Source organism: Intestinimonas sp. UBA1698 (genome assembly GCF_002320075.1).
Taxonomy (GTDB): Bacteria; Bacillota; Clostridia; order Oscillospirales; family Oscillospiraceae; genus Intestinimonas; species Intestinimonas massiliensis.
On sequence record NZ_DCJO01000040.1, the window covers coordinates 1 to 26,985 of the forward strand.

Annotated in this window: 24 protein-coding genes and 1 pseudogene; 11 read left to right on the plus strand and 14 right to left on the minus strand. The window is 65.6% G+C overall.

All coding sequences use genetic code 11. The features are described 5' to 3' along the window. From B3H64_RS10420 to secA, 5 genes and pseudogenes are all read right to left on the minus strand, one after another. A partial coding sequence (locus B3H64_RS10420; RefSeq protein WP_286734931.1) for an IMP dehydrogenase occupies window positions 1–1,111 on the minus strand: 1,111 nt, incomplete at its 3' end. Between the two features lie 68 nt (window positions 1,112–1,179). Further along, a pseudogene (locus B3H64_RS10425) lies at window positions 1,180–4,945 on the minus strand (phosphoribosylformylglycinamidine synthase). A gap of 16 nt (window positions 4,946–4,961) precedes the next feature. After that, entirely contained in the window at window positions 4,962–6,488 is a 1,527-nt protein-coding gene (locus tag B3H64_RS10430) for an ABC transporter substrate-binding protein (RefSeq protein ID WP_286734933.1), read from the minus strand. A 377-nt stretch (window positions 6,489–6,865) separates the two neighbouring features. Beyond that, window positions 6,866–7,678, minus strand: coding sequence for a peptidoglycan editing factor PgeF (gene pgeF / locus B3H64_RS10435; RefSeq protein WP_154025370.1), 813 nt, complete (start codon window positions 7,676–7,678; stop codon window positions 6,866–6,868). Between the two features lie 210 nt (window positions 7,679–7,888). Beyond that, window positions 7,889–10,639, minus strand: a complete 2,751-nt coding sequence (gene secA / locus B3H64_RS10440; RefSeq protein ID WP_286734940.1) for a preprotein translocase subunit SecA — start codon at window positions 10,637–10,639, stop codon at window positions 7,889–7,891. Between the two features lie 249 nt (window positions 10,640–10,888). On the opposite strand from secA, the gene B3H64_RS10445 reads away from it, so the two are divergent. The 11 genes from B3H64_RS10445 (at window position 10,889) to B3H64_RS10495 (ending at window position 19,653) form a co-directional block, all read left to right on the plus strand. Next, entirely contained in the window at window positions 10,889–11,836 is a 948-nt protein-coding gene (locus tag B3H64_RS10445; protein WP_286734943.1) for a 2-hydroxyacid dehydrogenase, read from the plus strand. Between the two features lie 174 nt (window positions 11,837–12,010). After that, on the plus strand, window positions 12,011–12,796 hold the full coding sequence (locus B3H64_RS10450; RefSeq protein ID WP_286734946.1) for a DUF3298 and DUF4163 domain-containing protein: 786 nt from the start codon (window positions 12,011–12,013) through the stop codon (window positions 12,794–12,796). An 18-nt stretch (window positions 12,797–12,814) separates the two neighbouring features. Beyond that, on the plus strand, window positions 12,815–14,173 hold the full coding sequence (gene rlmD, locus B3H64_RS10455) for a 23S rRNA (uracil(1939)-C(5))-methyltransferase RlmD (protein ID WP_286734949.1): 1,359 nt from the start codon (window positions 12,815–12,817) through the stop codon (window positions 14,171–14,173). A 96-nt stretch (window positions 14,174–14,269) separates the two neighbouring features. Next, entirely contained in the window at window positions 14,270–14,668 is a 399-nt protein-coding gene (locus B3H64_RS10460; protein WP_050619507.1) for a DUF3783 domain-containing protein, read from the plus strand. 108 nt (window positions 14,669–14,776) lie between these two features. Then, on the plus strand, window positions 14,777–15,547 hold the full coding sequence (locus B3H64_RS10465; protein ID WP_286734952.1) for a threonine/serine exporter family protein: 771 nt from the start codon (window positions 14,777–14,779) through the stop codon (window positions 15,545–15,547). After that, complete coding sequence (locus B3H64_RS10470; protein WP_050619509.1) at window positions 15,548–16,009, plus strand: threonine/serine exporter family protein; 462 nt, start codon at window positions 15,548–15,550, stop codon at window positions 16,007–16,009. Window positions 16,010–16,028: 19 nt separating this feature from the next. Beyond that, complete coding sequence (locus B3H64_RS10475) at window positions 16,029–16,727, plus strand: YjjG family noncanonical pyrimidine nucleotidase (protein WP_050619510.1); 699 nt, start codon at window positions 16,029–16,031, stop codon at window positions 16,725–16,727. 30 nt (window positions 16,728–16,757) lie between these two features. Continuing rightward, a complete protein-coding gene (locus tag B3H64_RS10480; protein WP_286734958.1) occupies window positions 16,758–17,672 on the plus strand; it encodes a GDSL-type esterase/lipase family protein in 915 nt (304 codons plus the stop codon). Window positions 17,673–17,687: 15 nt separating this feature from the next. Further along, window positions 17,688–18,161: a DUF4358 domain-containing protein gene (locus B3H64_RS10485; RefSeq protein ID WP_286734961.1), complete on the plus strand. Its 474-nt coding sequence runs from the start codon at window positions 17,688–17,690 to the stop codon at window positions 18,159–18,161. A 123-nt stretch (window positions 18,162–18,284) separates the two neighbouring features. Further along, window positions 18,285–18,818, plus strand: coding sequence for an RNA polymerase sigma factor (locus B3H64_RS10490; RefSeq protein WP_050619513.1), 534 nt, complete (start codon window positions 18,285–18,287; stop codon window positions 18,816–18,818). After that, complete coding sequence (locus tag B3H64_RS10495; RefSeq protein ID WP_286734966.1) at window positions 18,781–19,653, plus strand: anti-sigma-V factor rsiV; 873 nt, start codon at window positions 18,781–18,783, stop codon at window positions 19,651–19,653. The genes B3H64_RS10490 and B3H64_RS10495 overlap by 38 nt, the downstream gene beginning before the upstream one ends. Window positions 19,654–19,692: 39 nt before the next feature. Here the strand turns inward: B3H64_RS10495 and obgE are convergent, their stop codons facing one another. The 9 genes from obgE to B3H64_RS10540 all read right to left on the minus strand — a co-directional run. Continuing rightward, entirely contained in the window at window positions 19,693–20,970 is a 1,278-nt protein-coding gene (gene obgE, locus B3H64_RS10500; protein ID WP_286734968.1) for a GTPase ObgE, read from the minus strand. A 79-nt stretch (window positions 20,971–21,049) separates the two neighbouring features. Continuing rightward, entirely contained in the window at window positions 21,050–21,337 is a 288-nt protein-coding gene (gene rpmA / locus B3H64_RS10505; protein WP_050619516.1) for a 50S ribosomal protein L27, read from the minus strand. A 4-nt stretch (window positions 21,338–21,341) separates the two neighbouring features. Further along, window positions 21,342–21,677, minus strand: a complete 336-nt coding sequence (locus B3H64_RS10510) for a ribosomal-processing cysteine protease Prp (RefSeq protein ID WP_050619517.1) — start codon at window positions 21,675–21,677, stop codon at window positions 21,342–21,344. 2 nt (window positions 21,678–21,679) lie between these two features. Continuing rightward, on the minus strand, window positions 21,680–21,991 hold the full coding sequence (gene rplU, locus B3H64_RS10515) for a 50S ribosomal protein L21 (protein ID WP_050619518.1): 312 nt from the start codon (window positions 21,989–21,991) through the stop codon (window positions 21,680–21,682). 171 nt (window positions 21,992–22,162) lie between these two features. Then, window positions 22,163–23,293, minus strand: a complete 1,131-nt coding sequence (locus B3H64_RS10520; protein ID WP_286734972.1) for a metallophosphoesterase — start codon at window positions 23,291–23,293, stop codon at window positions 22,163–22,165. Between the two features lie 97 nt (window positions 23,294–23,390). Further along, window positions 23,391–24,329, minus strand: a complete 939-nt coding sequence (prmA, locus tag B3H64_RS10525; protein ID WP_242853770.1) for a 50S ribosomal protein L11 methyltransferase — start codon at window positions 24,327–24,329, stop codon at window positions 23,391–23,393. Then, a complete protein-coding gene (locus tag B3H64_RS10530) occupies window positions 24,329–25,201 on the minus strand; it encodes a DegV family protein (protein WP_050619521.1) in 873 nt (290 codons plus the stop codon). Before B3H64_RS10530 ends, prmA begins: the two co-directional genes overlap by 1 nt. Window positions 25,202–25,255: 54 nt before the next feature. Next, window positions 25,256–25,798, minus strand: coding sequence for a DUF1836 domain-containing protein (locus B3H64_RS10535; RefSeq protein ID WP_050619522.1), 543 nt, complete (start codon window positions 25,796–25,798; stop codon window positions 25,256–25,258). Window positions 25,799–26,030: 232 nt separating this feature from the next. Further along, window positions 26,031–26,985: putative PEP-binding protein (locus tag B3H64_RS10540; protein ID WP_349676179.1), on the minus strand; the 955-nt coding region annotated here is incomplete at its 5' end.

Below are 26,985 nucleotides of genomic sequence, written 5' to 3' on the forward strand. Positions count from 1 at the left end.
GCGCGAGCGTCATGTGGTAGTCGTACACGATGCCGCCGTCGGAGCACACGGGGACGTAGACGCCCGTCTCCTCGAAGTACTCGTCACGTGCGCGGCACACGTCGATGAGGGCGGACGCCTGGCCGCGGCCGATGCCCTTCTGCTCGCGGGTGATGCAGATGGAGCCACCACCGATGCCGACCTTCACGAAGTCCGCGCCGGCCTCGGCAAGGTAGCGGAAGCCGTCCGCGTCAACGACGTTGCCCGCACCGACCTTGACCGCGTCGCCGTAGCGCTCGCGGATCCAGTCGAGGGTGAGCTTCTGCCACTCGGAGTAGCCCTCGGAGGAGTCGATGACCAGCACGTCCACGCCGGCCTCCACCAGAGCGGGGACGCGCTCGGCGTAGTCCCGGGTGTTGATGCCGGCACCTACCACATAGCGCTTCTGGGAATCCAGCAGCTCCAGGGGGTTGCCCTTGTGGGAGTCGTAGTCCTTGCGGAACACGAAGCTCACCAGATGGCCGTCCTCCGTCAGGATGGGCAGGGCGTTGAGCTTGTGGTCCCAGATGATGTCGTTGGCCACTTTCAGGCTGGTGCCCTCGGGAGCGGAGACGATCTTGTCGATGGGGGTCATGAACTCGGAGACCGGGGTGGCGGGATCCATACGGCTGATCCGGTAGTCCCGGCTGGTGACCAGGCCCAGCATCTTGCCGGTGCCGGTGCCGTCGTCGGTGACCGCCATGGTGGAGTGGCCGGTGCGCTCCTTCAGGGCCAGCACGTCTGCCAGCGTGTCCCCGATGCGCAGGTTGGAGTCGCTGGTGACGAAGCCCGCCTTGTAGGTTTTTACCTTGCGGACCATCTCTGCCTGCTGCTCAATGGGCTGGGAGACATAGATGAAGGCGATGCCGCCCTCCCGGGCCAGGGCAATGCCCATCTTCTCACCTGAGACCGCCTTCATGACGGCGGAGACCATGGGGACATTCATGGTCAGAGCGGGCTCTTCCCCCCGCTTGAACTTCACCACCGGCGTCTTGAGGGAGACGTTGGCGGGAATGCACTCCGAGGAGGAGTAGCCGGGCACCAGCAGGTACTCACTGAACGTGCGGGAGGGTTCCTTGAAAAAATAAGCCATGGGGCACCTCGTTTCTATGATTTTTGTGGATTTGCATTAGGATACCACAAATTTGGGGAAAAGCAATGTCAAAGGGAGAAATAATCCTTGGCGGAATCAAAAAGATGCAGATCGTACTGGCCGGGGACGTTCTGATAAAGGCCCGGGCCGATCCGCTCGGAGTGGCCCATCTTGCCCAGGACCCGTCCGTCGGGAGAGGTGATGCCCTCCACCGCCCAGGCGGAGCCGTTGGGATTGAAGGCAACATCCATGGTGGGCATACCCGCCAGGTCCACATACTGGGTGGCGATCTGGCCGTTTTCCGCCAGCTGATTCAAAAGCGCCTCCGAGCACAGGAAGCGGCCCTCACCGTGGGAGATGGGGACGCTCACCACGTCGCCCACCTGGGCCCGGCTGAGCCAGGGAGAGCGGTTGGAGGCCACCCGGGTGCGGACGATCTTGGACTGGTGCCGCCCGATGACGTTGTAGGTGAGAGTGGGGCAGGTTTCATCNNGCCGATGGTGTTGAAGGTCAGGGTAGGGCAGCCCTCGTCCATGGCCCGGATCTCGCCGTAGGGCACCAGGCCCAGCTTGATGAGAGCCTGGAAGCCGTTGCAGATGCCCAGCATCAATCCGTCCCGGTTTTTGAGAAGGTCCATGGTGGCGTCGGACACCGCGCCGTTGCGGAAAAATGCGGTGATGAACTTGCCGGAGCCATCGGGCTCGTCGCCGCCGGAGAAGCCGCCGGGGACGAAGATGATCTGGCTTTCACGGGCCGCCTTGGCAAAGCGGGCGGCGGAGTCCGCCACGTCGGAGGCGGAGCGGTTATTGAGCACCAGGATCTCCGGCACCAGACCCGCCCGCTCCACGGCCCGGGCGCTGTCATATTCGCAGTTGGTGCCCGGGAATACAGGGATCAGCACTTTGGGAGCCGCGCAGCCCGTCTTGGGAGCGCAGCGGGTGAAGGCGGGAGCCTCCAGCACCGGGACCGTCTCCGGCACCGTGGTGGTGCGCATGGGGAAGATGGCCTCCAGCGTCTCGTCGTAAGGGGCGGAGAGCTCAGAGAGGGTCACGGACTCACACTCGCAGCAGATGGAGCCGCTGGCATTGGTGACGCCCACGCAGACGCCCGCATCCAGGTCCTCCGCCGTCTCCAGCAGGATGGCTGCCGGGCGGCGGGCGAAGAGGTCCGCCGGAAGGAAGGCATCGGTAAAGGAGAAGCCCAGGCCGTTGCCCATGCAGCTTTTCATCACGGACACGGCGATGCCGCCGAAGCCCACTACGCTGGCGCTGAGGACCTTGCCTGCGGCAATGGCCGCCTCGGCGGTGTCCAGCACGCTGCGCAGGCTATCGGGATTCAGAGCGCCGTCAGCTTCCGTTTCGGGGGCCAGGAGATAGACCTTGTGGCCGGAGGCCTTGAACTCATTGGAGAGGATGCGGTCCGTCTTGCCCACGGACACGGCAAAGGAGATCAGCGTGGGGGGAACATCCAGGTCGTTGAAGGAGCCGGACATGGAGTCCTTGCCGCCGATGGCGGCGCAGCCCAGCTCCAACTGGGCGTCCAGGGCCCCCAGCAGGGCGGCGAAGGGCTTGCCCCAGCGGGCGGGCTCGTCCCGCAGCTTCTCAAAGAACTCCTGGAGGGTCAGATAGGCCTTCCGGTAGTCCGCGCCGGCGGCCACCAGCTTGGCCACGGAGGCGTAGACCGCGTCCCTTGCCCCCTGGTAGGGGTCGGCGGACAGGGCCTCGGGATCGCAGCCCCAGGCCATGACGCTGGCCTGATCGGTCTCCTGCTCCGGCTCCACGGGGAAGAGGGCGGCCATGACCTGGGCCGGGGTGCGCTGGGTCTTGCCACCGAAGGGCATGAGCACGCTGCCCGCGCCGATGGAGCCGTCAAACCGCTCGGTGAGGCCGCGGCGGGAGGCGCACTTCAGGCTGGCGGCCATCTCTCGCAGGGTGGAGCAGGCCGCCCTCTCCGGGGCGGCGTCCGCCTGGGGCACGGACACCCGGGCGTGCTTGGCCGCGCCGTTGGTGTTGAGGAAGGCGCGGGACAGGCTGGCCACGGTCTGGCCCCGCCAGGTCATGACCATGCGGGGCTCCGCCGTGACCGAGGCCACCGGGTAGGCCTCCAGGTTCTCCCTGGCGGCGGCGGCCAGCAGGGCGTCCACGTCCGCCGGGGCCACCACCACGGCCATGCGCTCCTGGGACTCGGAGATGGCCAGCTCGGTGCCGTCCAGGCCGTCGTACTTCTTGCGCACCGCGTCCAGGTCGATGGACAGGCCGTCGGCCAGCTCGCCGATAGCCACGCTCACGCCGCCGGCGCCGAAGTCGTTGCACCGCTTGATGAGGCGGGTGACGGCGGGATTGCGGAAGAGCCGCTGGAGCTTGCGCTCCTCCGGGGCGTTACCCTTCTGCACCTCGCTGGCCATGGTGTCCAGGCTGGCCTTGTTGTGGCTCTTGGAGGAGCCGGTGGCCCCGCCGATGCCGTCCCGGCCGGTGCGGCCGCCCAGGAGGATCACCACGTCGCCGGGGGCGGGCCGCTCCCGGCGGACGTTGGACGCCGGGGCCGCGCCCACCACCGCGCCGCACTCCAGATGCTTGGCCACATAGCCCTCGTGGTAGAGCTCCGCCACGTGGCCGGTGGCCAGGCCGATCTGGTTGCCGTAGGAGGAGTAGCCCGCCGCGGCGGTCTGGGCGATCTTCCGCTGGGGCAGCTTGCCCTCCAGGGTCTGCTCCACCGGGGTGCGGGGGTCGCCGCAGCCGGTGAGGCGCATGGCCTGGTGGACGTATACCCGGCCGGAGAGGGGGTCGCGGATGCACCCGCCGATGCAGGTGGCCGCGCCGCCGAAGGGTTCGATCTCGGTGGGGTGGTTGTGGGTCTCGTTCTTGAACATGAGCAGCCAGTCCTGCTCCTTCCCGTCCACCTGGGCGGGCACGTGGATGGAGCAGGCGTTGATCTCCTCGCTCTCGTCCAGCTCGGGGAGCAGGCCCCGCTTTTTCAGGGTCTTGGCGCCCAGGGTGGCGATGTCCATGAGGGTCTGGGGCCGCCTGGCGGCCTTCTCCGCGCCGTAGACCTCCACCCGGGCGGACAGGTACCGCTCATAGGCGGCCTTTACGTTGTCATCGGCGATCTCCACCTCGTCCAGGTGGGTGGAGAAGGTGGTGTGGCGGCANNGCAGTGATCCGACCAGTAGGTGTCCACCACCCGCACCTCGGTGAGGGTGGGATCGCGGCCCTCCTCGTCCCGGAAGTAGGCCTGGAGGAAGGCGAGATCGGCCAGATCCATGGCCAGAGCGTACTGGGCCAGCACGCTCTCCAGACCCGCGCGGTCCAGGGCGGTGAAGCCATCCAGCACGGGTACGGCGGCGGGGGCGGGGTAGTCCTGGCGGAGGGTGGCGGGCTTGTCCAGCGCCGCCTCCCGGCTCTCCACCGGGTTGATGAGGTAGCCCCGGGCCCTGGCCGCCTCCGGGGCGGTGAGGGCCCCCTCCAGCACGTAGACGGTGGCGGCGCGGACGGTGGGGCGCTCCCCGCCGTGCATCATCTGGATACACTGGGCGCAGGAGTCGGCCCGCTGGTCGTACTGGCCGGGCAGGGCCTCCACCGCAAGCAGGGTGTGCTCCCCCTCCGGGGCGGGCATGACCTCATTCCACAGGTCGTCCACCTGCGGCTCAGAGAGCACGGTGGTGCGGGCGGCGGCATAGACCGCCGCGTCCACCCCCTCCACGTCGTACCGGCGCAGCACCCGCACGCCGGTCAGCCCCGTCAGGCCCAGGGTGTGGCGCAGCTCTCCAAACAGATGCTCCGCCTCCACGGCAAAGCCAGGCTTCTTCTCCACATAACAGCGAAATACGTTCCCCATACTCTCTTTCTCTCCCTTATGTGATCTTCCAGTCGGAAAATTGATGGAATATGTTTTGCTGGGTGGGCGTCAGCCCGTCGATCCGGCTCCACTGGGTCAAAACGGACCAGTTCTTGAAGCAGATGACCGCGAAGGGGGGCTGCCCGGCCAGATATTCATAGAGCTGCCGGGCCGGCTCCGTCCGCCACTGTCCCACGGCGGCGCGGAAGGCGCTGAGGCGGTTCAGCGCCCCGGCGTCGCTGTACTTGCCGTAGTTGAGGGCGCCGCCGGGAGTCAGGAAGGCGGTGAGATCAAAGTCGGCGGTGAGCCGCACCTCCCCCAGGTACAGGTCGAAGCTCCCCGCCGTCAGGGCCTGAAGGTAATCGTCCCAGGCCAGGGCCCGCAGCTCCACCTCCAGGCCGGCGTCGGTCAGGTTGGCGGCCAGCGTCTCCGCCGCGGCCAGCCGGTCGGCGTTGTTGTTTGGGGCCACAAAGGTGAGCGCCAGCGGCCGCCCCTCCTTCTGCCATACCCCGTCGGCTCTGGTGTAGCCGGCAGCGGTGAGGAGCGGCTCCATGGCCTGGGGGGCGTAGTCCAGCGTCTGGGCCAGCGCCTCGTCGTAGAGGGGGCTGGCGGGGGAGACAGGAAGGGCAGCGGGCTGGGCGTGGCGGGAGAACTGGGCGGTGGATACGGCGGCCCGGTCAAAGCCCCGCAGCAGGGCCTGCCGCACCTGGGCGCTCCGGCAGGGGCCGTCGGCCGTGTTGAAGCCCACGTACAGCATGGTGCTGGTGGGGTAGTCCACCGCAGCAAAGGAACCAGAAAAACCCAGGGCATTGGTGCCCGTCAGGTCGGTGGAGACCAGGGCAATGTCCCGGGTATCAAAGGCATGGATCAGATCGTCCGCCTCCTGAATGGCCCGCAGGGGAATGGTGTCCCGGGGCAGGGCCTTGCCTTGCCACCAGTCGGAGCGGGCTTCCAGCGCGAGGTTCTCCCCCGTGCCGGCGAGCACGTAGGGCCCCGTGCCCAGGGGGACGCCTCCCGTCTCCTTGACGATGGGGATGTCCAGCAGGGCGGGCAGAGCACCGTTGGCGCGGCTCAGGGTGACGGTCACCATGCCGTTGGCGGCGGCGATGTCCGTCACGCCGGCGAAGCGGGCGGAGTAGAGGGGGCTGGTGCGGGCCAGGTTGAGGGAGGCCGCGATCTCCGCGGCCGTCAGGGGGCTGCCGTCGGAGAAGGTCACCCCGCTGCGGGGGATAAAGGACCACTGGAGGCCGTCGGCCGACACGGAGGCGGAGGCGCAGAGCGCCTCCTGGGGCTGAAACTGCCCGTTCAGGGCAAACAGCCCCTCATACAGCAGGCCCCCCAGGGCCAGGTTGGTGCGGTTGGAGCCGGTGATGGGGTGGAACCCGGCCTCCGGGTAGCAGGCCAAGGCGAACTCGGCCGCCTCTGGAGAGGGGGAGACGCTGGGCGTGGGGGTGGGTGTGGGCTCCGGCTCCGGCGCCGGCCCACAGGCGGCCAGACCCAGGCACAGGGCTGCCGTCAGCAGGGCGGCTAGAATGTTTCGCAAACGGCTCGGCCTCCTTCCTAAAGGCGCGTCGATTTTCTGCGGAAAATCTCTGCCGCTGCGCGGCAGGATACGCGCCTTCCAGAGGGAACCAGTTCCCCCTAGATACGCGCCTGCGGCGCGATACCCCCTCCGCTCTCCGAGGGAATTTTGGATTGGCGTACAACGGCAATGGAGCATCCATATTTTATAGCTGCTTATCTCACAGCGTTTTCCCCGCCCTGGGGGGAAACGAAATTGAAAATCAGTCTTTCCGGGAATTCATGTTCCGGAAAGACACCCCGACCCGCGCCACAGGGCGCGAAACCGGGGGTATCGAGCCAAGTCGCCGGCGTTTTCGCCGGCACGCAGGCTCGTATCTAGGGGGCATTGGATGCCCCCTAGACGATTGCGATCATCGCCGCCTGGCTCCCCCGCTCCCCGTGGGTGTAGCGGTGGGACCAGTACTTCTCCGGCAGGCAGCAGGTACAGTCGGCGGAGACGGCGATGTGTTCGGGGTCCAGCCCGGCGCTCTCCAGCCGCTTGGCGTTGAGGCCCTTGAGATCCACGTGGAACTTGCCGGTGGGCAGCACCTCGATGGAGGACAGGGCGGCGGCCCCCATGGCCTCGGTCATGGCGTTGGGCACGTCCTCGTGGGTCTCGAAGCAGCACTTGGAGATGCCGGGGCCGACGGCGGCCAGGATGTCCAGCCGGTCGCAGCCGTAGCAGTCCACCATGCGCTCCACCGCCTTGGCGGCGATGCCCAGGGCGGTGCCCCGCCAGCCGGCGTGGACCGCCCCCACCACCCGGCGCACCGGGTCGTAGAGCAGGATGGGCAGGCAGTCGGCGGAGTAGACCGCCAGCGTCACACCGGGGATGTCGGTGACAAGGCCATCCGCCTGCCAGGGCTCCGGCTCGTCCAGGCCGATGCCCAGATCCGCCGCGGTGACGGTGCGCACCGTGTCGCCGTGAACCTGGCTGGCGCAGACAATGTTCCCCATGTCCGCCCCAATGGCGGCGCAGAAGCGGCGGTAGTTCTCCCGTACCCGGTCGGGAGCGTCGCCCCGGTTCATGCCCAGGTTGAGGGTGGCGTAGATCCCCTCCGATACCCCGCCCAGGCGGGTGGAGAAGCCGTGTGCCACACCGCCGGCGGCCTCAAAGCCGTCGGCGGTGAGATACACCAGGCCATTTTTGTTGTGCTCGATGATATTCATGGATTTCCTCCATCTGGAAATCGAAATCGGTTTTTCCGGAAACTCGCGTTTCGAAAAACACCTCGACCCGCGCCGCGGGCACGAAGCCGGGGGTATCAAAACCGCTGTGCCGCAAAGCGGCACGGCGGTTTTGTATCTAGGGGCCGGAGGCGCTTCCAGTCAAACGCCAGCGAAGCCACATTCCGCTTTTGGATACCCCATAGACTGCTTTTACTCGTCCTCGTGCATGCCGCAGCACTTCTTGTACTTCTTGCCGCTGCCACAGGGACAGGGGTCGTTGCGGCCCACCTTCTGGCCCTTCTTGACGGGCTGCTTCTTAACGGTGCCGTCGCTGCCCGCGCTCTCGCCGGTGACCTTGGCCACCCGCTCCCGCTTGACGGTGGTGGCGCCCACCTGGACCCGGGCCAGGAAGATGCGGCGGATGGTCTCGGCCTGGATGGCGGCGATCATGCTCTCAAACATCTCGTAGCCTTCTTTCTTGTAGGCCACCACCGGGTCGTTCTGGCCGTAAGCCCGCAGGCCGATGCCCTGGCGCAGCTCCTGCATGGCGTCGATGTTGTCCATCCAGTACTCGTCCACCACCCGGAGCATCATCACCCGCTCCAGCTCGCGCATGAGGGGCTCGCCCAGCTCGGCCTCCTTGCGGGCGTAGATGTCGCTGGCCCGCTCCTGGAGCAGGTCGGTGAGGGCCTGGGCGTCGTACTGCTGGAGCTCCTCGTCGGTAAACTTGAACTCGTCGGGCCGCAGGAACAGACCGCGGAACTGGGCGCACACCTCCCGCCAGTTCTCGGCGTCCATGTGCTTGAGCTCACCCATGTGGGCCTGCACCTCGGTGGAAATCACGGTGGAGAGCATGGTCTGAACGGACTCCTTCAGGTTCTCCCCGTCCAGCACCTTGCGGCGCTGCTCGTAGATGACCTTACGCTGGGTGTTCATCACGTCGTCGTACTCCAGCACGGTCTTGCGGGTCTGGAAGTTGCGGGACTCCACCTGCTTCTGGGCGTTCTCAATGGCGTTGGAGAGGATCTTCGCGTCAATGGGGGTGTCCTCGTCCACGCCCAGCTTCTCCATCATGCCCATGACCCGCTCGGAGCCGAACAGGCGCATGATGTCGTCCTCCAGGGACAGGTAGAAGCGGCTCTCGCCGGGGTCGCCCTGACGGCCGGCGCGGCCGCGGAGCTGGTTGTCAATGCGGCGGGACTCGTGGCGCTCGGTGCCCAGGATGAACAGGCCGCCCGCGGCCCGCACCTGGTCGGCCTCCGCCTTGATCTCGTCCTTGTATTTGGCCTCCGCCTCGGCAAACATCTTCCGGGCGTTGAGAATCTCCTCGTTGTCGGTGTCGGCGTAGCCGGTGGACTCGGCGATCAGCTCGTCGGAGAGCCCGGCCTTGCGCAGCTCGGCCTTGGCCAGATACTCGGCGTTGCCGCCCAGCATGATGTCGGTGCCGCGGCCGGCCATGTTGGTGGCCACCGTGACGGCCCCCAGCTTGCCCGCCTGGGCCACGATCTCGGCCTCCTTCTCGTGGTTCTTGGCGTTGAGGACATTGTGGCGTATGCCCTTTTTCTGGAGCAGCTTGGACAGCAGCTCGGACTTCTCGATGGAGATGGTGCCCACCAGTACGGGCTGGCCCTTGGCGTGGCACTCCTCGATCTGCCGGATGATGGCCCGGTACTTGCCCGCCTCGTTCTTGTAGACCACGTCGGGGTGATCCTCCCGGGCCAGGGGCTTGTTGGTGGGGATCTCCACGATGTCCAGATTATAGGTGTGGCCGAACTCCTCCTCCTCGGTCATGGCGGTGCCCGTCATGCCGGAGAGCTTGTCATACAGCCGGAAGTAGTTTTGGAAGGTGATGGTGGCCAGGGTCTTGGATTCCCGGGCCACGGTGACGTGCTCCTTGGCCTCGATGGCCTGGTGCAGGCCCTCGGAGTAGCGCCGGCCGAACATGAGGCGGCCGGTGAACTCGTCCACAATGATGACCTCGCCGTCCTTGACCACATAGTCGATGTCCCGCTTCATGAGGCCCCGGGCCCGGATGGCCTGGTTGATGTGGTGGCTGAGGGTGGTGTTTTCCGGGTCGGCCAGGTTCTCCAGGCCGAACTGCTGCTCGGCCTTGGCCACGCCCCGGGCGGTGAGGGTGACGGTGCGGGCCTTCTCGTCCACGATGTAGTCGGCGGTCTCGTTGGGGTCCTCCTCCTGCTTTTCGTCCACGCTGGCCACCTTCTTGCCCGTCAGACGGGCCACAAAGGAGTCCACGATGGTGTAAAGCTGGGTGGATTCCTCTCCCTGGCCGGAGATGATGAGGGGGGTGCGGGCCTCGTCGATGAGGATGGAGTCCACCTCGTCCACGATGGCGAAGGCGTGGCTGCGCTGGACCATCTCGGTCTTATAGAGGGCCATGTTGTCCCGCAGGTAATCGAAGCCGAACTCGTTGTTGGTGCCGTAGGTGATGTCGGCGTCGTAGGCGGCGTGCTTCTCCGCGCCGGTGACGCCGTGGATGACCAGGCCCACGGTGAGGCCCAGGAACTTATACACCTTGCCCATCCACTCGGAGTCGCGCTTGGCCAGGTAGTCGTTGACCGTGACGATGTGGACGCCCTGCCCGGTGAGGGCGTTGAGATAGGCCGGAAGGGTGGCCACCAGGGTCTTGCCCTCGCCGGTCTTCATCTCGGCGATGCGGCCCTGGTGGAGGACCACGCCGCCGACGAGCTGCACCCGGTAGGGCTTCATGCCCAGCACCCGCCAGGCGGCCTCCCGGCAGGTGGCGAAGGCCTCGGGCAGCAGGTCGTCCAGCGTCTCGCCGCCGGCGTAGCGCGCCTTGAATTCCGCGGTCTTGGCCTGGAGCTGGGCGTCGGTGAGGGCAGCGTATTCCTGCTCCAGCGCCTCTACCTTGTCCACAATGGGATAGATGGATTTCAGCTCCCTCTGCGAGCTGGTCCCAAAGAGCTTCTTCAAAAGACCCATATCTGATCGTACACCTTTCTTATTTCCACACGGGCCCGGCCCGTTTTTGAGCATTCCACAGGTAGGTGGTATTATATCACAACGGGTGCGAATAAAAAAGGGGAAATTGTGAACAAATACGGGCTTTCCCGCTCCCGCAGAGCCGCTCAAAAAAGCGGCGGACGGCTTGTTTTCCCCGCGGGCCGTGCTATAATTGGAGCATAGAAAACAGCCCTGACGGACAAACATCAACAAGGAGGCCGTTCCCCTATGAAAATCGTCCTGCTGGAATCCCTGGGCGTTCCGGAAGAGGTCCTGAACGCCTGCGCCAAGCCCCTGACCGACGCGGGGCACACCTTCGTCGCCTATCCCAGGGACACCGATCCCCAGGTGCAGATCGCCCGCGCCGGGGACGCCGACGTCATCATGATCGCCAACATGCCCCTGAGGGGGGAGGTCATCGCCGCCTGCCCCGACCTGAAGTACATCGACGTGGCCTTTACCGGCGTGGACCACGTGGACCTGGAGGCCGCCCGGGCCAAAGGGGTCCGGGTCTCCAACGCGGCGGGCTACTCGACGGAGGCGGTGGCCGAGCTGAGTCTGGGCCTGATGCTCTCCCTGCTGCGCAACGTGCCTCAGGTGGAGGCCCGCTGCCGCTCCGGCCAGACCAAGGACGGCCTGGTGGGGGTGGAGCTCCGGGGCAAGACGGTGGGCATCGTGGGTGTCGGAGCCATCGGCCTCCGGACCGCCGAGCTGTGCCATGCCTTCGGGTGCCGGGTGCTGGGCTATAAGCGCCATGTGAGGGGGGACGAGCCCGCCTTTGTCTCCTTCGTCTCCCTGGATGAGCTGCTGGCCCAGTCGGACATCGTCTCGCTCCACTGCCCTCTGAACGACGACTCCCGGGGCCTCATCGGCCGGGAGAACATCGCCAAGATGAAGCGGGGGGCCTATGTCATCAACGCCGCCCGCGGCCCGGTGGTGGACTCCCAGGCCCTGGCCGACGCGCTGAACAGCGGCTACCTGGCGGGCGCGGGCATCGACGTGTTCGAGGCCGAGCCTCCGCTGGATACCGCTCATCCCCTGCTCCACAGCAAGAACACCATCGTCACCCCCCATGTGGCCTTCGCCTCCGCCGAGTCCATGGAGGCCCGCTGCCGGATCGTCTTTGACAACATCCGGCAGTGGCTGGCCGGCGAGCCGGCCAACGTCGTCCTGTAAGTCCGTCCGGCTCTCAGCGGGACCGGCCCTTTGGGGGCCGGTCCTTTTTTCCTCCGCCCCAATGGTGACAAAACGGTCTCAATTCCAATTTCCCGGTTTACGGCGCCGGCTTGGAATGTTAAAATAGAGCAGAACCGTTTGACATAAATCCGCCTTTTTCGAAGGAGGTCTCCCATGCGTATCCGAATCCTTCCCGCCGTTCTGGCTCTGACCCTGGTCCTGTATGCCTGCTCGCCCGCCCCGGCGGAATCCACGCCTACCCCCACGCCCACGCCGTCCCCCACCCCTTCCGAGAGCCTGCCCGCCCCCACGCCTGGGGAGCTGACCTGGACCGATCAGGTGTTCCAAAAGACCTGGACCACGGAAGACGGCGTCCAGCTCATGACCGCCCGGTATGTGCTGCCCGCCGCCGAGCACCCGGAGAACGATCCGGCCTGGGCCATCATCACCGAGTATTTCAAGGGGCAGGGGGAAGCCTATCTGGAGCAGGCTGAGGACACTGCCGGCTTTGCCGAGGGCGACTACGACATCGCCCAAGCCTCCAACTACGACTTCAGCCCCTACGCCGAGGAGGCCTCCTACACCGTCACCTACCAGAACGACAGCGTGGTCAGCTTTGTCCGCTCCTACTATTCCAACTTCGGCGCGGCCTACCCCACCGTCCTCCAGCTCTCCGAGCAGTTCAACCGGTACGACGGGGCCCGGCTCCACTTTGCCGACTTCTTCTCCGACCCGGAGGAGGCCCGCGCCCGGGTCCTGAAGGCCATCCACGCCGTCACCGACCCGCTGGAGGGCTACCGCTCCGCCGATGTGGACAGGCTCTTCCATGAGGACAACTTCTACCTTACCGACGAGGGCTTTGTGTTCTATTACCAGTCGGAGGCCATCGCCCCTCACGCGGCGGGCATCCCCGAATTTACCATTCCCTATACCGACCTGTCCGACCTGACGGTCCGCTGACAGACCCTGGAGGCACCTATGGAACCGTTTCGAAAAAATGACGTCGTCCGCCTGGATATCGAGCGCTTCGGCTCCGCCGGGGAGGGCGTGGCCCACCTGCCCGGGGGCATGGTGGTCTTTGTGGCGGGGGCGCTCCCCGGCGAGACCTGCCAGGTGCAGCTCCTGAAGGTGGGCAAAACCGCCGCCTGGGGCCGGATGCAGCAGGTGTGCGCGCCCTCCTCCGCCCGCCGGGCTCCCGACTGCGGCAGCTATCCTCGGTGCGGCGGCTGCCAGTTCCGGCACGCGGATTACGCCGCCGAGCTGGAGGCCAAGCGGCAGAAGGTGGCCGACGCCCTCCAGCACATTGGGGGCGTCGATCTCCCCGTTTCCGTAATTTTAGAGGCCGATTCTACTCAACGTTATCGCAACAAGGTGCAGTTTCCCATCTCCGCCGGGAAGGAGGGCCCCCGCATCGGCTTTTACCGCGCCCGGAGTCACGACGTGGTGGACGTGGAGGACTGCCTGCTCCAGCCGCCGGAGGCGGCGGCCATCGCGGCGGCCGTGCGGGCCTGGATGGCCGACTCCGGCGTTCCCGCCTACGACGAGGCCGCCCACTCGGGGCTGGTGCGCCACCTCTTTCTCCGCTTCGCCGCCTCGGGCGTCCTGTGCTGCCTGGTGGTAAACGGGGAGGCCGTCCCCGACCCCGACGGACTGGTGGACCGGCTGCGCCGGGCCGCCCCCGGCCTTACGGGAGTGGTGCTCTCGGTGAATCGGGACAGGACCAACGTGGTCCTGGGGAGGCGGCAGATCACCCTCTGGGGCCGTGACTGGCTGGAAGACACCCTGTGCGGCCTGACCTTCCGCATCTCCGTGCCCTCCTTCTACCAGGTGAACCGGGCCCAGACGGAGGTGCTGTACGCCAAGGCGGCGGAGTTTGCCGCGCTCACCGGGCGGGAGACCGTGCTGGACCTGTACTGTGGCATCGGCACCATCTCGCTGGTGATGGCCAGGACTGCCGGACGGGTCATCGGTGCGGAGATCGTCCCCGCGGCGGTGGCGGACGCCGAGGCCAACGCCCGGCGCAACGGCATCCGGAACGCGGAATTTTTCTGCGCCGACGCCGCCGACGCCGCCCGCCGTCTGGCGGAGGAGGGCCTGCGCCCTGACGTGGTGTGTGTGGACCCGCCCCGGAAGGGCCTGGCCGCCGGCGTGGTGGAGACCATCGCCGATATGGCGCCGGACCGTGTGATCTATGTTTCCTGCGACCCGGCCACCCTGGCCCGGGACGTGGCCCGCTTCGCCCCGCTGGGCTACGCCCCCGTCCAGGCCGTCGCGGTGGACCTGTTCCCCCGCACTGCACACGTGGAGACGGTCTGCCGACTGGAGCGCGGCGGCTGATCTTGCGCTCCTATTTTACCCCCGGCCGCTCATACATTACTATCATTACCATCCCCTGCGGGCGGCCCGTCCGCGCCTGTAGAAAGGAGCCTTACGATGGCACAAAACACAGAAATGGTCCTTTTTTACGCCCCCGACCCCGCCGATCCCGCCATTTTGAGAGCAAAGGGAATCTTTTTCCGTATGAAGGTACGCCTGCGCCCGGTCTCTCCCGACCAGCTCCACCAGACGGTGGGACATCTGGCCGGGCTCAAAGACTGTCCCGCCCGGGAGGCCCCCGACCCCTGCCCTGTGGTGGACCAGCCGATGCTGGTGCTCTGCGGCTTTTCCGCCTCCCGGCTGGACACCCTGCTGAAGCATCTGCGGCAGGCCCAGGTCCGCTTTCCCTATAAGGCGGTGCTCACCGCCACCAACCGGGACTGGCCGCTGTGCGACCTGTACCGGGAGCTGGTGGAGGAGCACCGCCAGATGAGCGGCCAGGACCCGGAGGGCTGATTCCTGGTATTTCCTGTGGAAATCGCTTGCATCCCGCCGGAAAAGGCGGTATCATGGCTTGGCTTGGCGCCGGACGTCAGACCCGCCGGGAAGGAGGGCAGGGGCCCTTTGGATTACGACAAGCTGCTCACCCTGACCGGGGAGCTGGGCTACCGCCTGATGATGAGCGGGGCGGAGATTTACCGGGTGGAGGAGTCCGTCCGCTACCTGCTGGGCGCCTACGGCGTGGACACCGGCGAGGTATTCGCCATCCCCAACTGTCTGATCGTCAGCCTGCGCGCTTCGGGGCAGCGGCCCCTCACTGTGGTCCGCCGCATCCCCGGCCACGGCACCGACATCTACCGCATGGAGGCCCTCAACGACCTGTGCCGCCGCCTGTGCCAGGAGGTCCCCGACCTGGATGAGGCCTGGGTCCGGCTGGACCGGGTCCTGGCCGACCGCACCCAGTTCCCCACCGCCGGGCAGCTTTTCGGCTACGCCCTGGGCGCCGCGGCCTTCTGCCTCTTCTTCGGCGGCACCCTGCGGGACGCCCTGTGCGGCGGCCTGTGCGGGCTGGCCATCGGGGCCAGCCTGCTGTTCATGGCCCGGCTGGGCACCAACCTGTTCTTCAAGACCATCGCCGGCGGCTTTGTCTGCGCCCTGCTGGCGGTGGCGCTCACCGTGGTCGGCCTGGGCCAGCACGCCAGCCTCATCATCACCGGCGCCATCATGACCCTGGTTCCCGGCATCGTTATCACCAACTTTATGCGGGACATCATTGCCGGGGACCTGATTTCCGGCCTCATCAAGCTGGCCGAGGCCCTGCTGACCGCCACAGGCATCGCCCTGGGCACCGGCCTGGCCCTGGCCCTGACCCGTCTGATCTGGGGGGTGGTGTAGATGGGCCTTTCCGACTACCTGGTCCCCTGCCTGTCGGCCTTTGCCGCCTGTCTGGGCTTCTGCATCATCTTCAACATCCGGGCCCCCGGCATGGTCATCTGCTCCATCGGCGGGGGGCTGTCCTGGCTGGTCTATCTGCTGGTGGGCCCGCTGACGGGCTACAGCGATCTGCTCCAGTCCTTCTGGGCGGCTGTATTTCTCTCCGCCTATTCCGAGGGGATGGCCCGGGTACGCAAGTGCCCGGTGACCGGCTACCTGCTGGTGGCCTTCCTGCCCCTGGTCCCCGGCGGCGGCATCTACAGTACCATGGAGCACGCCCTCAACGGGGAGAGCAGCCTGTTTCTCTCCACCGGCGCCCACACCCTGGGGGTGGCCGGAGCCCTGGCGGTAGGCATCCTGATGGTGTCCTCCCTGGTCCGGATGTACTCCGCCCTGCGCCGCCGGCGGCGGTCCAACCTGTGAGATAAAGTGAGGTCCCCATATGCCCCGTTACGACTACGTTTTGCTGGACGCCGACAACACCCTGTTTGACTTCGATCTGGCCGAGCACAAGGCCTTGGGTCTCACCCTGGCCGGCCACGGCATTCCTTTTACGCCGGAGGCCGAGCAGACCTATATCGACATCAACACCGCTCTTTGGTCCAAATTCGACCGCGGAGAGATCTCCCAGGGGGAGCTGGTGGTGGAGCGATTTTCCTCCTTCCTGCGGGCCGTGGGCCGGGCGGGCGACCCGGCGGAGCTCAACCGGTATTACCTCTCCCGCCTGGGAGAGCAGGGCGACCTGCTCCCGGGGGCGGAGGCGCTGTGCCGGGCCCTGGCCACCCGCTGCACCCTGGCCATCATCACCAACGGCGTCTCTTCGGCCCAGCGGGGCCGCTTTGCCCGCAGTCCGATTCAGGACTGCATTTCCCACCTTTTTATTTCGGAGGACATTGGATTCCACAAGCCCCGGCGGGAGTTTTTCGACGCCGTGCTCCACGATATGGGCATTTCCGACCCGGGCCGCGCCGTGGTGGTGGGCGACACCCCGGGCTCCGACATCCTGGGGGCCAAGAACGCCGGCCTGGACGCCGTCTGGTATAACCCCAAGGGCCGCCCCGCCCGCCCCGATCTGTCCCCGGTGTTGATTGCGGCAAATTTCGACCAGATCGAAAACTTTATCCTGGACCGGGGCGTCTAAGACCTAGAATACCGAAAGGGGGCGGGGCCCATGCCTACCGGCCTGGACCAGAAACCAGAGATCAAACAACATCCACCCAAGGGCAGGCGGCTGTGGCCGGTCCTGCTGTTATGCTGCGGCCTGGCCGCAGTCCTGTGCCTGTGGGCCGTTGCCAGCGCGCGGCAGTCGGTCGCCGGACCCGTTCCCGCCCCTCCGCCCGCGCCGGAGACGACGCCTGCGTCGGAGCCTCTGCTCCCCACCGAGCCTCCGGAGGAGACCGTCTCCGCCGCGCCCCTCTACGATTTTTCCCAGCCGGCGCCGGAGGGCGGCGAGGCGGAGGAGGACTACTTCTCCGACGCCGTCTTTCTGGGCGACTCCCGCACCGACGGGCTGCGGCTGTACAGCGGCATCCGCCCCGGCGGCGTGATCTATCACAACGGCCTGATGGTCTTTGAGGCCGCCGATCGGGAAAACAAGTGTATCAAGGGGGCCGACGGACAAAAGCACGCCGTGCTGGAGCTGCTGGAGCAGAACACGTACGCCAAGGTGTACGTCATGTTCGGCGTCAACGAGCTGGGCTACGGCGACGACCAGGCGTTCTATGACACCTACGGCCAGTTCCTCGACCAGATCCGCCAGCTCCAGCCCGACGCCGTGCTCTACCTCCAGGCCATCATTCCGGTCAACGAAGAGGTGGCCAAGAAATACGATGGCCGGGCCTACGTCACCAACGCCAAGATCACCGAGTACAACACCCTGCTCCGGCAACTGGCTGAGGAGAAGCAGGTAGTCTACCTGGACCTGGCCTCCGCCCTGGCGGGGGAGGACGGCGTGCTCCCCGCCGAGGGCACCACCGACGGGGTCCACTTCCGCAGGGAGTGGTATCAAAAGTGGTACGCCTACCTGCGCACCCACACCGTGGATGCGCAGACCTATTGGGGGAGCCTGTCGGACCCGGTGTCCTGAAAGGAGCTGTTTGCCATGAGAACGAGAACGAGGGTCTGCCTGCTGGCGCTGTGCGCCGCGCTGCTGACCGGCTGCGGGGGCCGGACGGCGAGGGCCAAGGCCTACGACCCCGCCGCCGCGGCCCAGGCTCTGCTGGACGCCAAGGTCTTTGACCAGGAGCTGGAGGTCCTGGACGCCGACCTGGCGGGGTCCTATCTGGGCCTGTCTTCCGAGCCGGAGGAGGCCGTGGTCTATACCTCCCTGGAGGGGGGCTACGAGGAGCTGGCGGTGCTGCGGATGGCCGATGCGGAGGCCGCCGCGGCCGCGCTGGAGGCCGTCCAGGCCCATGTGTCCGACCGGCGGGAGAGCGAGGCCGAGACCCAGTACAAGCCGGAGGACCTCCCCAAGCTGGAGAAGGCTCTGACCGAGCAGGCGGGGAACACCGTGCTGCTGGTGGTGTGCGCCGACTATGACGCCGCCCAGAAGGCTCTGGACGCACTGGGATCCTGAGTGCCCATATCGGGCCCGGAGCGCGTCTCCGAGCCCTTTTTTCAAAACTTTTGCGGCCCCGGCAACTTTTTGACCCTGCAGCGGGTCTAAGTAACAGAACACATCCAGGAGGTGAGCCCCGGCTTGAACATCCATACCGCCCACAACCGCCAGCTTTTGGTGGACTATATCACGGCGGGACAGGCCGACTTCTACCGCCTGGCCTACAGCTACGTCAAGAATCGGGACGCAGCTCTGGACGTGGTGCAGGAGTCCATCGTCAAGGCGCTGACCAAGATCGACTCCCTCCGGGAGCCCGCCTACCTCAGGACCTGGTTCTACCGCATCCTGCTCAATGAGAGCATGAACTATTTCCGCAGGAACCAGCGGCTCCTCTCCCTGGAGGACGCCGTCTGGGACCGGGGGGCCGAGGACCCGGACCCAGCGGAGCGGCTGGACCTCCACGCCGCCATCGAGGCCCTCAGCGACGCTGAGCAGGCGGTGGTGCGCCTGCGGTTTTTTGAGGACCTGAAGCTGGAGGAGATCGCACAGGTCACCGATACCAATCTGAACACGGTAAAGTCCCGGCTGTATAAGGCTCTGAAAAAGCTGCGGGACATGACAGGAGAGGAGGTCAGTGATGAACCGGCAGATGGAGCGCGCCAGGGCGCGCTATAAAGAAGTGGAGCTCCCGGCGGAGCTGGATTTTGCCGTGGCCTCGGCCATTCGGGCCGGGGACCGGAAGCGGCGCTCCCGGGATGGCCTCCGCCGCACGGCGGCGGTGCTGGCGTCCTGCTGCGCCTGCTTCGTGCTGCTGCTGAACGTCAGCCCCACCTTTGCCCAGGCAGTGGAGGCCGTCCCGGTGCTGGGCGCCCTGGCCCGGGTGGTCACCGTGCGGGAATACCGGATCGAGGACAAGGATCACCTCATCGACGTGCGCCTGCCCGCCCTGAAGAACACCGGCAACACCGACCTGGAGCAGCGCGTCAATACCGAGATCTCCACCCGCATCCAGCAGGTGCTGGACGAGGCGGAGGCTCGGGCCCGGGCGGACAGGGAGGCCTTTGTGGCCACCGGCGGCCAGGCGGAGGACTTTATCCCCATCATCATCGACGTGGACTACGAGATTAAGTGCCAAAACGGACACTACCTGTCCTTCATCCTCACCAAGACCGAGACCCTGGCCAACGCCTACACCGAGTATTACGCCTACAACATCGACCTGGAGACCGGCCGTGAACTGACTCTCCGGGACCTGCTGGGCCCCGACTGGAAGCGCATCGCCAATGAAGCTGTCCGGGCCGGTATCGACGAGCGCAGTCAGGACCCGGCCAACGTCTACTTTGACGGTTCGGACGGCATTGAGGGCTTCCAGTCCATCCGGGACGACCAGCCCTTCTACCTCAATGAATCCGGAAGCCCGGTGGTGGTCTTCTCGAAATACGAGATCGCCCCGGGCTACATGGGCATGCAGGAATTTGAGGTGGGTTCCCTGCTGCCGAACGACGCATAAAAAGCGCCGCGCACCCATTGGGTGCGCGGCTTTTTATCGCTATCTCCGGTACTCGAACTCCAGATTGTAGAGGGACACGGTGTCTCCGTCCTGAATGCCCATAGCCTCCAGCCGGTCGAAAAGGCCGGACTCCCGGAGCATCCGGTCGAACCAGTTCCGCGACTCGTAGTCCCCGAAGTTGACGTTGGCCATGAGCCGCTGGAGCCAGGGCCCGTCCACGATCCAGGTGTCGTCCTCGTGGACGATGTGGACCTCCCCGGAGGTGTCGATCTCCGGCGGGGCGGGTACGTAGTCCGGCTCGTAGACGGCGATGGGGGGCAGGTTCTCCAGCTCCCGGGCGGCGGCGAAGACCAGCTCCCGCACCCCCTGGCCGGTGGCGGCGGAGATCTCAAAGAAGGGCATCCCCCGGGCCTCCACGTGGGCGCGCAGCCGGTCCACCAGCGTCCGGTCCCCGGCGATGTCGGCCTTGTTGCCCGCCACCAGCATCCGGCGGGAGGCCAGCGCGGGGCTGTACTGCCGGAGCTCCTCGTTGATGGCCTCGAAATCGGCCATTGGGTCCCGGCCTTCGCTGCCCGACACGTCCACCATGTGGATGAGCAGGCGGCAGCGGTCGATGTGCCGCAAAAAGTCGTGCCCCAGCCCGGCCCCCTCGTGGGCGCCCTCAATGATGCCGGGGATGTCGGCCATGACGAAGGAGACCCCCTCCTCCACGTAGACCACACCCAGGTTGGGGAACAGGGTGGTGAAGTGGTAGTCGGCAATCTTGGGCCGCGCCTTGGACACCACGGAGAGCAGCGTGGACTTGCCCACGTTGGGGAAACCCACCAGCCCCACGTCGGCCAGCAGCTTGAGCTCCAGTACCACCTGGCGCTCCTGGCCGGGGAGCCCCGCCTTGGCAAACCGGGGCACCTGGCGGGTGGGGGTGGCAAAGTGCTTGTTGCCCCAGCCGCCGTTGCCCCCCCGGGCCAGCACAAAGGGCTGGGCGGAGGACATGTCGCAGATGATCTGATTGGTGTCGGCGTCCCGCACCACGGTGCCCAGGGGCACCTTGATGACCAGGTCCTGCCCGTCCTTGCCGGAGCAGCGCCTGCCCTGTCCGTCCATGCCGTTGCCCGCGGCGTATTTGCGCTTGTAGCGGAAGTCCATCAGGGTGGACATATGGCGGTCCACTTGGAGAAGGATGTCTCCTCCCCGGCCTCCATCGCCGCCGTCGGGCCCGCCGGCGGCCACGTACTTTTCCCGGTGGAAGGCCACGGCCCCGTTGCCGCCGTTGCCGGCCTTGACGGTGATTTTGGCGGTATCCACGAATGCTGGCATTGCCGCCACCTCCTTACATGATGTGTGTCAAAGAAAGGGCCCCGAACGACGCGCGTTCGAGGCCCTTAGTATGCCCATTTTACTGCGCGATCTCCTCGATGATGGAGACCTGCTTGCGGTCCTTGCCCAGCCGCTCGAACTTGACCTTGCCGGTCTTGAGGGCAAACAGGGTGTCGTCGCTGCCCCTGCCCACGTTGACGCCGGGATGGATATGGGTGCCGCGCTGGCGCACCAGCACGTTGCCGGCCAGGACAAACTGGCCGTCGCCCCGCTTCACGCCCAGGCGCTTGGCCTTGGAATCGCGGCCGTTGCGGGTGGAGCCCACGCCCTTTTTATGGGCGAAGAACTGCAGTCCGATATTCAGCATGGTATTACACCTCCATGTCTAAGACGATGATATTTTCAGGGTACTCCTCGTGGAGCTGGACGCAGTAGACCATCAGGGCGGTCAGAAGGGTCTGACAGGTGCTCTCGTTGGTCTGTCCCAGTCCGCCGGGGAGCTTGAGGGAGATGGACGCGTCCTTTTCCTTCACCTTGACGGCGGCCTCCAGCCCCAGCACGTCGTTGACGGCGCACTCGGCGAGCCGGACGGCGCTGGTAACTGCGGCACAGAGGACGTCCTCCCCCGGATCGGCCAGCCCGCTGTGTCCCTGGACGGTGAAGCCCGTCAGGCGGCTGCCCTCGGAATAAAATGTGACTTCGATCACAATTAAGCCTCGATCTTGCCGATGGTCACCTTGGTGTAGGGCTGACGATGGCCCTGACGGCGGCGGTAGCCCTTTTTGGGATTGTACTTGAAGATCATGACCTTCTTGCCCTTGCCGTTCTTCACCACGTTGGCCTCCACCTTGGCGCCCTCCACCACGGGAGTGCCGAAGGTGGCCTTGTCGCCGTCCACGACAGCCAGGACCTTGTCGAAGGTGACGGCCTCGCCGGCCTCGGCGTTCAGCTTTTCGATGAAGAGGGTGTCGCCCTCGGCCACCTTGTACTGCTTTCCGCCGGTCTCGATGATAGCATGCATGTTGTTTTCAACTCCTTCATAACGGGCTCGCTGTCGTAGGGGGAAGCGTGCGAGCTTCACTTTTTGTCACGCTTTGCACCCTCCACAACGGCCAATTGCTCCCGGATGCGCGGCGCCTCGTTGTCCCCATTCAAAGCGGCTTTAGTATTATATCAATGAAATATTCAAAAGTCAATCACTTTCCCGGATTTTTTCTTCCCTTTCCGGTCCCTTCAGGCGCCCGAAGTACCACCCGGTGACTCCGTCCTTTTTTACCAGGCGGCCCCGGGAGGTCTCCTCCACGATGGACAGCCGGTCCCCCGGCTCCACCGCCAGGCGGTAGTCGCTGGTGTCCTCGCACCACTCCTGCTCCCCCCGCCTGCGCAAGTATTTGGTCAGTACCGGGAGGGTCCGTCCGGTGGCGGTGTGGCGGCACAGGGAGAACTCCGCTCCCCGTTCCAGCACCTCCACATCGTGGTCGGTCCAGTGGACGATGACCGGGTCGGCGCTCTCCGCCTGCCGGTCCAGAGCCACTCCCACCGGGCAGTCGTCGTAGCTCACCCAGGAAAAGTCCCGGCTGTCCCCCTCCGGAATCACCAGGGCATTGAGCTGGCCGTCGCTTTTGAGGACGCAGCCGCCGTCGATGCTGATGATCTTCCGCTTCCGGTCGATGATGGGGTTGCAGCAGGGGTAATCCGTCCGGTAGAGGGTGACGGGCCAGTGTCCCACCACGCAGTATTTGGGGAAGGAGTACCCCTGGCTCATAAAGTCGTCGTTCTTCATGCACCGCCAGGCGTCCAGCTCCTCCATGGCCTCGTAGGAGGGCACCCCGCCGTGGACAAAGACAAAGTGCCCGGTCTCTAAAATGGTGGGCAGGCCCCGCAGGAACGCCAGCTCGGGCCGGAAGGACTCCAGCAGCCTTTCCCGCAGTCGGGGCAGGTCCCCCGGGCCCTCTACCCGGATGCCGGCCTCGGCCGCCATCTGCAAAATAAGGGCCCGCTCCTTCCACACGCTGAGGTAAAACCGGTAGAAGTCCCGGCCCAGCTCCCCGCCGCCGTAGGCAAAGTCCACAGCCAGATTGTCGCAGTTGCCGCACAGGGCGTACACCGTGTGGGCGGCGGAGAGCTCCATGATATACCGCAGGGTGGCCAGGCTGTCCGCCCCCTTCTCCACCAGGTCTCCCACCAGCACTAGAATGTCGTCCCCGGTGTAGCCCGCCTTGTCCAGCAGGGCCCGGAACCAGGGCAGGTTGCCGTGGATGTCGCTGACGGCCAAAATCCGCCGTCCGGCGGGGAACTCCACCCGCTTGACCACTGCCTTCATGGACTTCACCTCAAAACAGGATAATAATGTATTATATCATTTCTGCGGACAAAAGAGAAGGCGTTCCCGGAAGGTCCGGAAACGCCCCGCGTCCTTTTTACCGTGTGGCGGCAAAGGCCACCCAGCCGTCCCGCTCCTTCTTCTCCGTCACCCGAAGCCCGTGGCTCACCAGGGCGGTGCGGACCTCGTCGGCCCGGGTGTCGATGATGCCGGAGCACAGGAACATCCCGCCGGGCTCCAGCAGGCCCGGCACTTGGGCGGAGAGGGGGATGATGACGTCGGCCACGATGTTGGCCAATACCAGTTGGTATCGCTTTTGGGCCAGCTCGGCAGCCAGGGCCCGGTCGCTGAGCACGTCCCCCGCACGGACGGTATAGCGGCCGGCGCCGATGCCGTTCATGGCGGCGTTTTCATAGGCCACGCCCACGGCCTTGGGGTCGATGTCCACCCCCGCGGCTTCCTCCGCGCCCAGCAGTAGGGCGGCGATGGAGAGGATGCCGCTGCCGCAGCCCAGATCCAGCACCCGCCCGCCCGGGCGGACGTAGGTCTCCACCCCCTCCAGGCACAGGCGGGTGGAGGCGTGGCTACCGGTGCCGAAGATGAGGCCGGGGTTCAGGTAGAGGGGGGTGCGCCCCGCCGGGACCGGCTCCCCCTTCTCCCACTCGGGCACGATGTAGAGCCGCTCCCCCACGGACATGGGCTTGTAGTATTTCTGCCAGCTAGTGGCCCAGTCCTCCTCTCGAAGCCGGGCGGTAGCATAGGGGGCGTCGATGCCCGCCATCCAAGTCTCCAACTGCTTTTTCCCATCCGCGTCGTCGGTGACGTAGAACTTGACCCGCGCCGCCCCCTTCATGCGCTCCAGGAGCTGGTCGTCCACATAGTCCCAGTACTGCCGGTTCTGTTCCAGAAAGGTCTTGAAGTCCTCCTCGTCCTCGATGACCAGGCCTGTGGCCCCGTTCATGGTGAGGCGGGCGGCCAGGGTCTCCAGTTCGGGCTCGGTGGTCTCCACCGTCACCTCCAGCCAGATCGGGTCCATCAGCGCGTCCCTCCCACGAAGAAGAGCGCCACGCAGCCCGGTCCGGTGTGGGCGCCGATGACCGGCCCGATGTAGTTGAGGATGATCTCTTTGGCGCCGTACTTGGCCTGGATCTGATCGGCCACATACCGGGCGTCGGCCTCGCAGTCGCTGTGGCTGATGAACATGGTCTGGCTCGCCGGGTCGGTGGCGGTCTCCCCCACCTTTTTCACCAGAGCGTCCAGGGAGGCCTTCCGGCCCCGGGCCTTGCTGACGTTAATGAGATGCCCCTCATCGTCCACGTGCATGACCGGCTTGATCTGGAGCATGGTGCCCACCACGGCGGTGGCGGCGGAGACCCGGCCCCCCCGCTTCAGGTACATCAGGTCATCCACGGTGAACCAGTGGCAGATGTGGAGCTTGTTCGCCTCGACCCAGTCCCGGACCTCCTCGATGCTTTTTCCCTGCTTCTGAAGCCCCGCGGCCAGATAGAGGATAAGCCCCTGGCCCAGGGAGGCGCACAGGGTGTCCACGGCGTACACCTTCCGCTCCGGGTACTTTTCAGCCAATTCGTCCACGGCGATCTGCATGGAGCTGTAGGTGGCGGACAGGCCGGAGGAAAAGGCCAGCGTCAGCACATCCTTCCCGGCCTGGAGCAGGGGCTCGATGCCCTCGATGGCCTGCCCTACATTGACGGCGTTGGTGGTGGCCACGGCGCCGGCCGCCAGCCGGCGGTAAAACTCCTTGGGGGCCATGTCGCGGTTATCCGTGTAATTGTAGTAGGTCTTGCCCTCCATGGTAAAGGCCAGGGGCAGCACCTCCACTCCCAGCGCCTGAACCATCTCGTGGCTCAGGTCGGCGGACGAGTCGGTGACAATGACAAATTGGCTCATTCGGTTGATTCCCTCCTGTATTATAAAAAGAACATTTGAGCTTTTGAAATCGGTCTACCCCTCTTTGACCCGCCGCTTCCGCTCCGCCTTGGTGGCTTCCTGGGGCGCGATCAGGTCCAGGATGCGCTGGCAGGCCAGTTGGTCGGCATAGCTGCGCAGAGCCAAGCTCAGGGCCAGCCCGGCCAGCTCCTCCCGGGGGGTGTCCGGGTCCAGAGCGTCGGCAGTGCGCTCCAGGGCCATATCCATCTGGCCCAAAAATTTGGCGTACAGGGCCCAGTCCTCCTCCCCCTCGGCGGCGGCGTGGAGCAGGGCCTTGGTCTCCCGGACGGAGAGCACCCGCTTAAGGGCACAGATGGCGGTGAGATAGGCCAGGTGAGTGCGGCCGTATTTTTTCCCGTCCGCCCGGGGTAGCAGTCCGTCCTTGATGTAGTTGTTGACCATGGCCGGGGTGAGAGCATCTCTCCCGGCATAGGAGATGAGCTGCCGGGGCATGTAGGAGACGACCTGGTCCATATACAGCCCGATATCGGGCAGGTCCCGCCACTGGGCGGGCCGCTCCTGACTGAGCCGTTCCTTCAATTCCTTCAGTTCGTCCACGAACGGGCGCTCCCCTTTCCGATTTTAAATATCACATCACGGCATTTCTGGTGCATTATACCACATACCATCCGGCCCTGTAAAGGCGCAATCCCGCCGCATTTCAAGTTTTAAAGCGACATAACAATATTATGTGGACTTTCGTCAAAAGACGACGCGGGTTCGGCCTCAACGCAACAAGCGTGCGCCAGATTGCTCCGGCGCACGCTTGCTTCTTGGGCATGTTTTTCTTTTACCGGGGGAACTTGATGGCAGCCTGGGCGGCGGCCAGCCGGGCGATGGGCACCCGGTAGGGGGAGCAGGATACGTAATGCAGGCCGGTCTTGTGGAAGAACTCCACCGAGGTGGGGTCGCCGCCGTGCTCACCGCAGATCCCCAGATGGATGTCGGGGCGGGTGGTCTTACCCAGCTTGACAGCCATATCCACCAGCTTGCCCACACCCTTCTGGTCCAGGTGGGCGAAGGGGTCGGACTCGTAGATTTTGTTGTCGTAGTAGTAGCCCAGGAACTTGCCGGCGTCGTCGCGGGAGAAGCCGAAGGTCATCTGGGTCAGGTCGTTGGTGCCAAAGGAGAAGAACTCCGCCTCCCGGGCGATCTCGTCGGCGGTGAGAGCGGCCCTGGGGATCTCGATCATGGTGCCCACCTCATACCGCATCTCCAGCCCGGAGGCGGCGATCAGCCGGTCGGCGGTGGCCGCCACCATGTCCTTGACAAATTTGAGCTCCTTGACCTCGCCCACCAGAGGGATCATGATCTCGGGAACCATCTTCCACTCGGGGTGCTTCTTCTGCACGCAGATGGCGGCGTTGATAACGGCTGTAGTCTGCATCTCGGCAATCTCCGGGTAAGAGACCGACAGCCGGCAGCCCCGGTGGCCCATCATGGGGTTAAACTCGTGGAGGCCGTCGATGACATTGTGGAGCTTTTCCACGGTGATGCCCAACTCGGCGGCGATCTCCCGGATGTCCTCCTCCTTGGTGGGCAGGAACTCATGCAGGGGGGGGTCCAGGAAACGGATGACTACGGGGCAGCCCTCCATGGCCTCGTAGATGCCCTCGAAGTCGCCCTGCTGATATGGCAGGATCTTGTCCAGTGCCTTTTTGCGGTCGGTGGTGTTGTCGGCCACGATCATCTCCCGCATGGCCTTGATGCGCTCGCCCTCGAAGAACATGTGCTCGGTGCGGCAC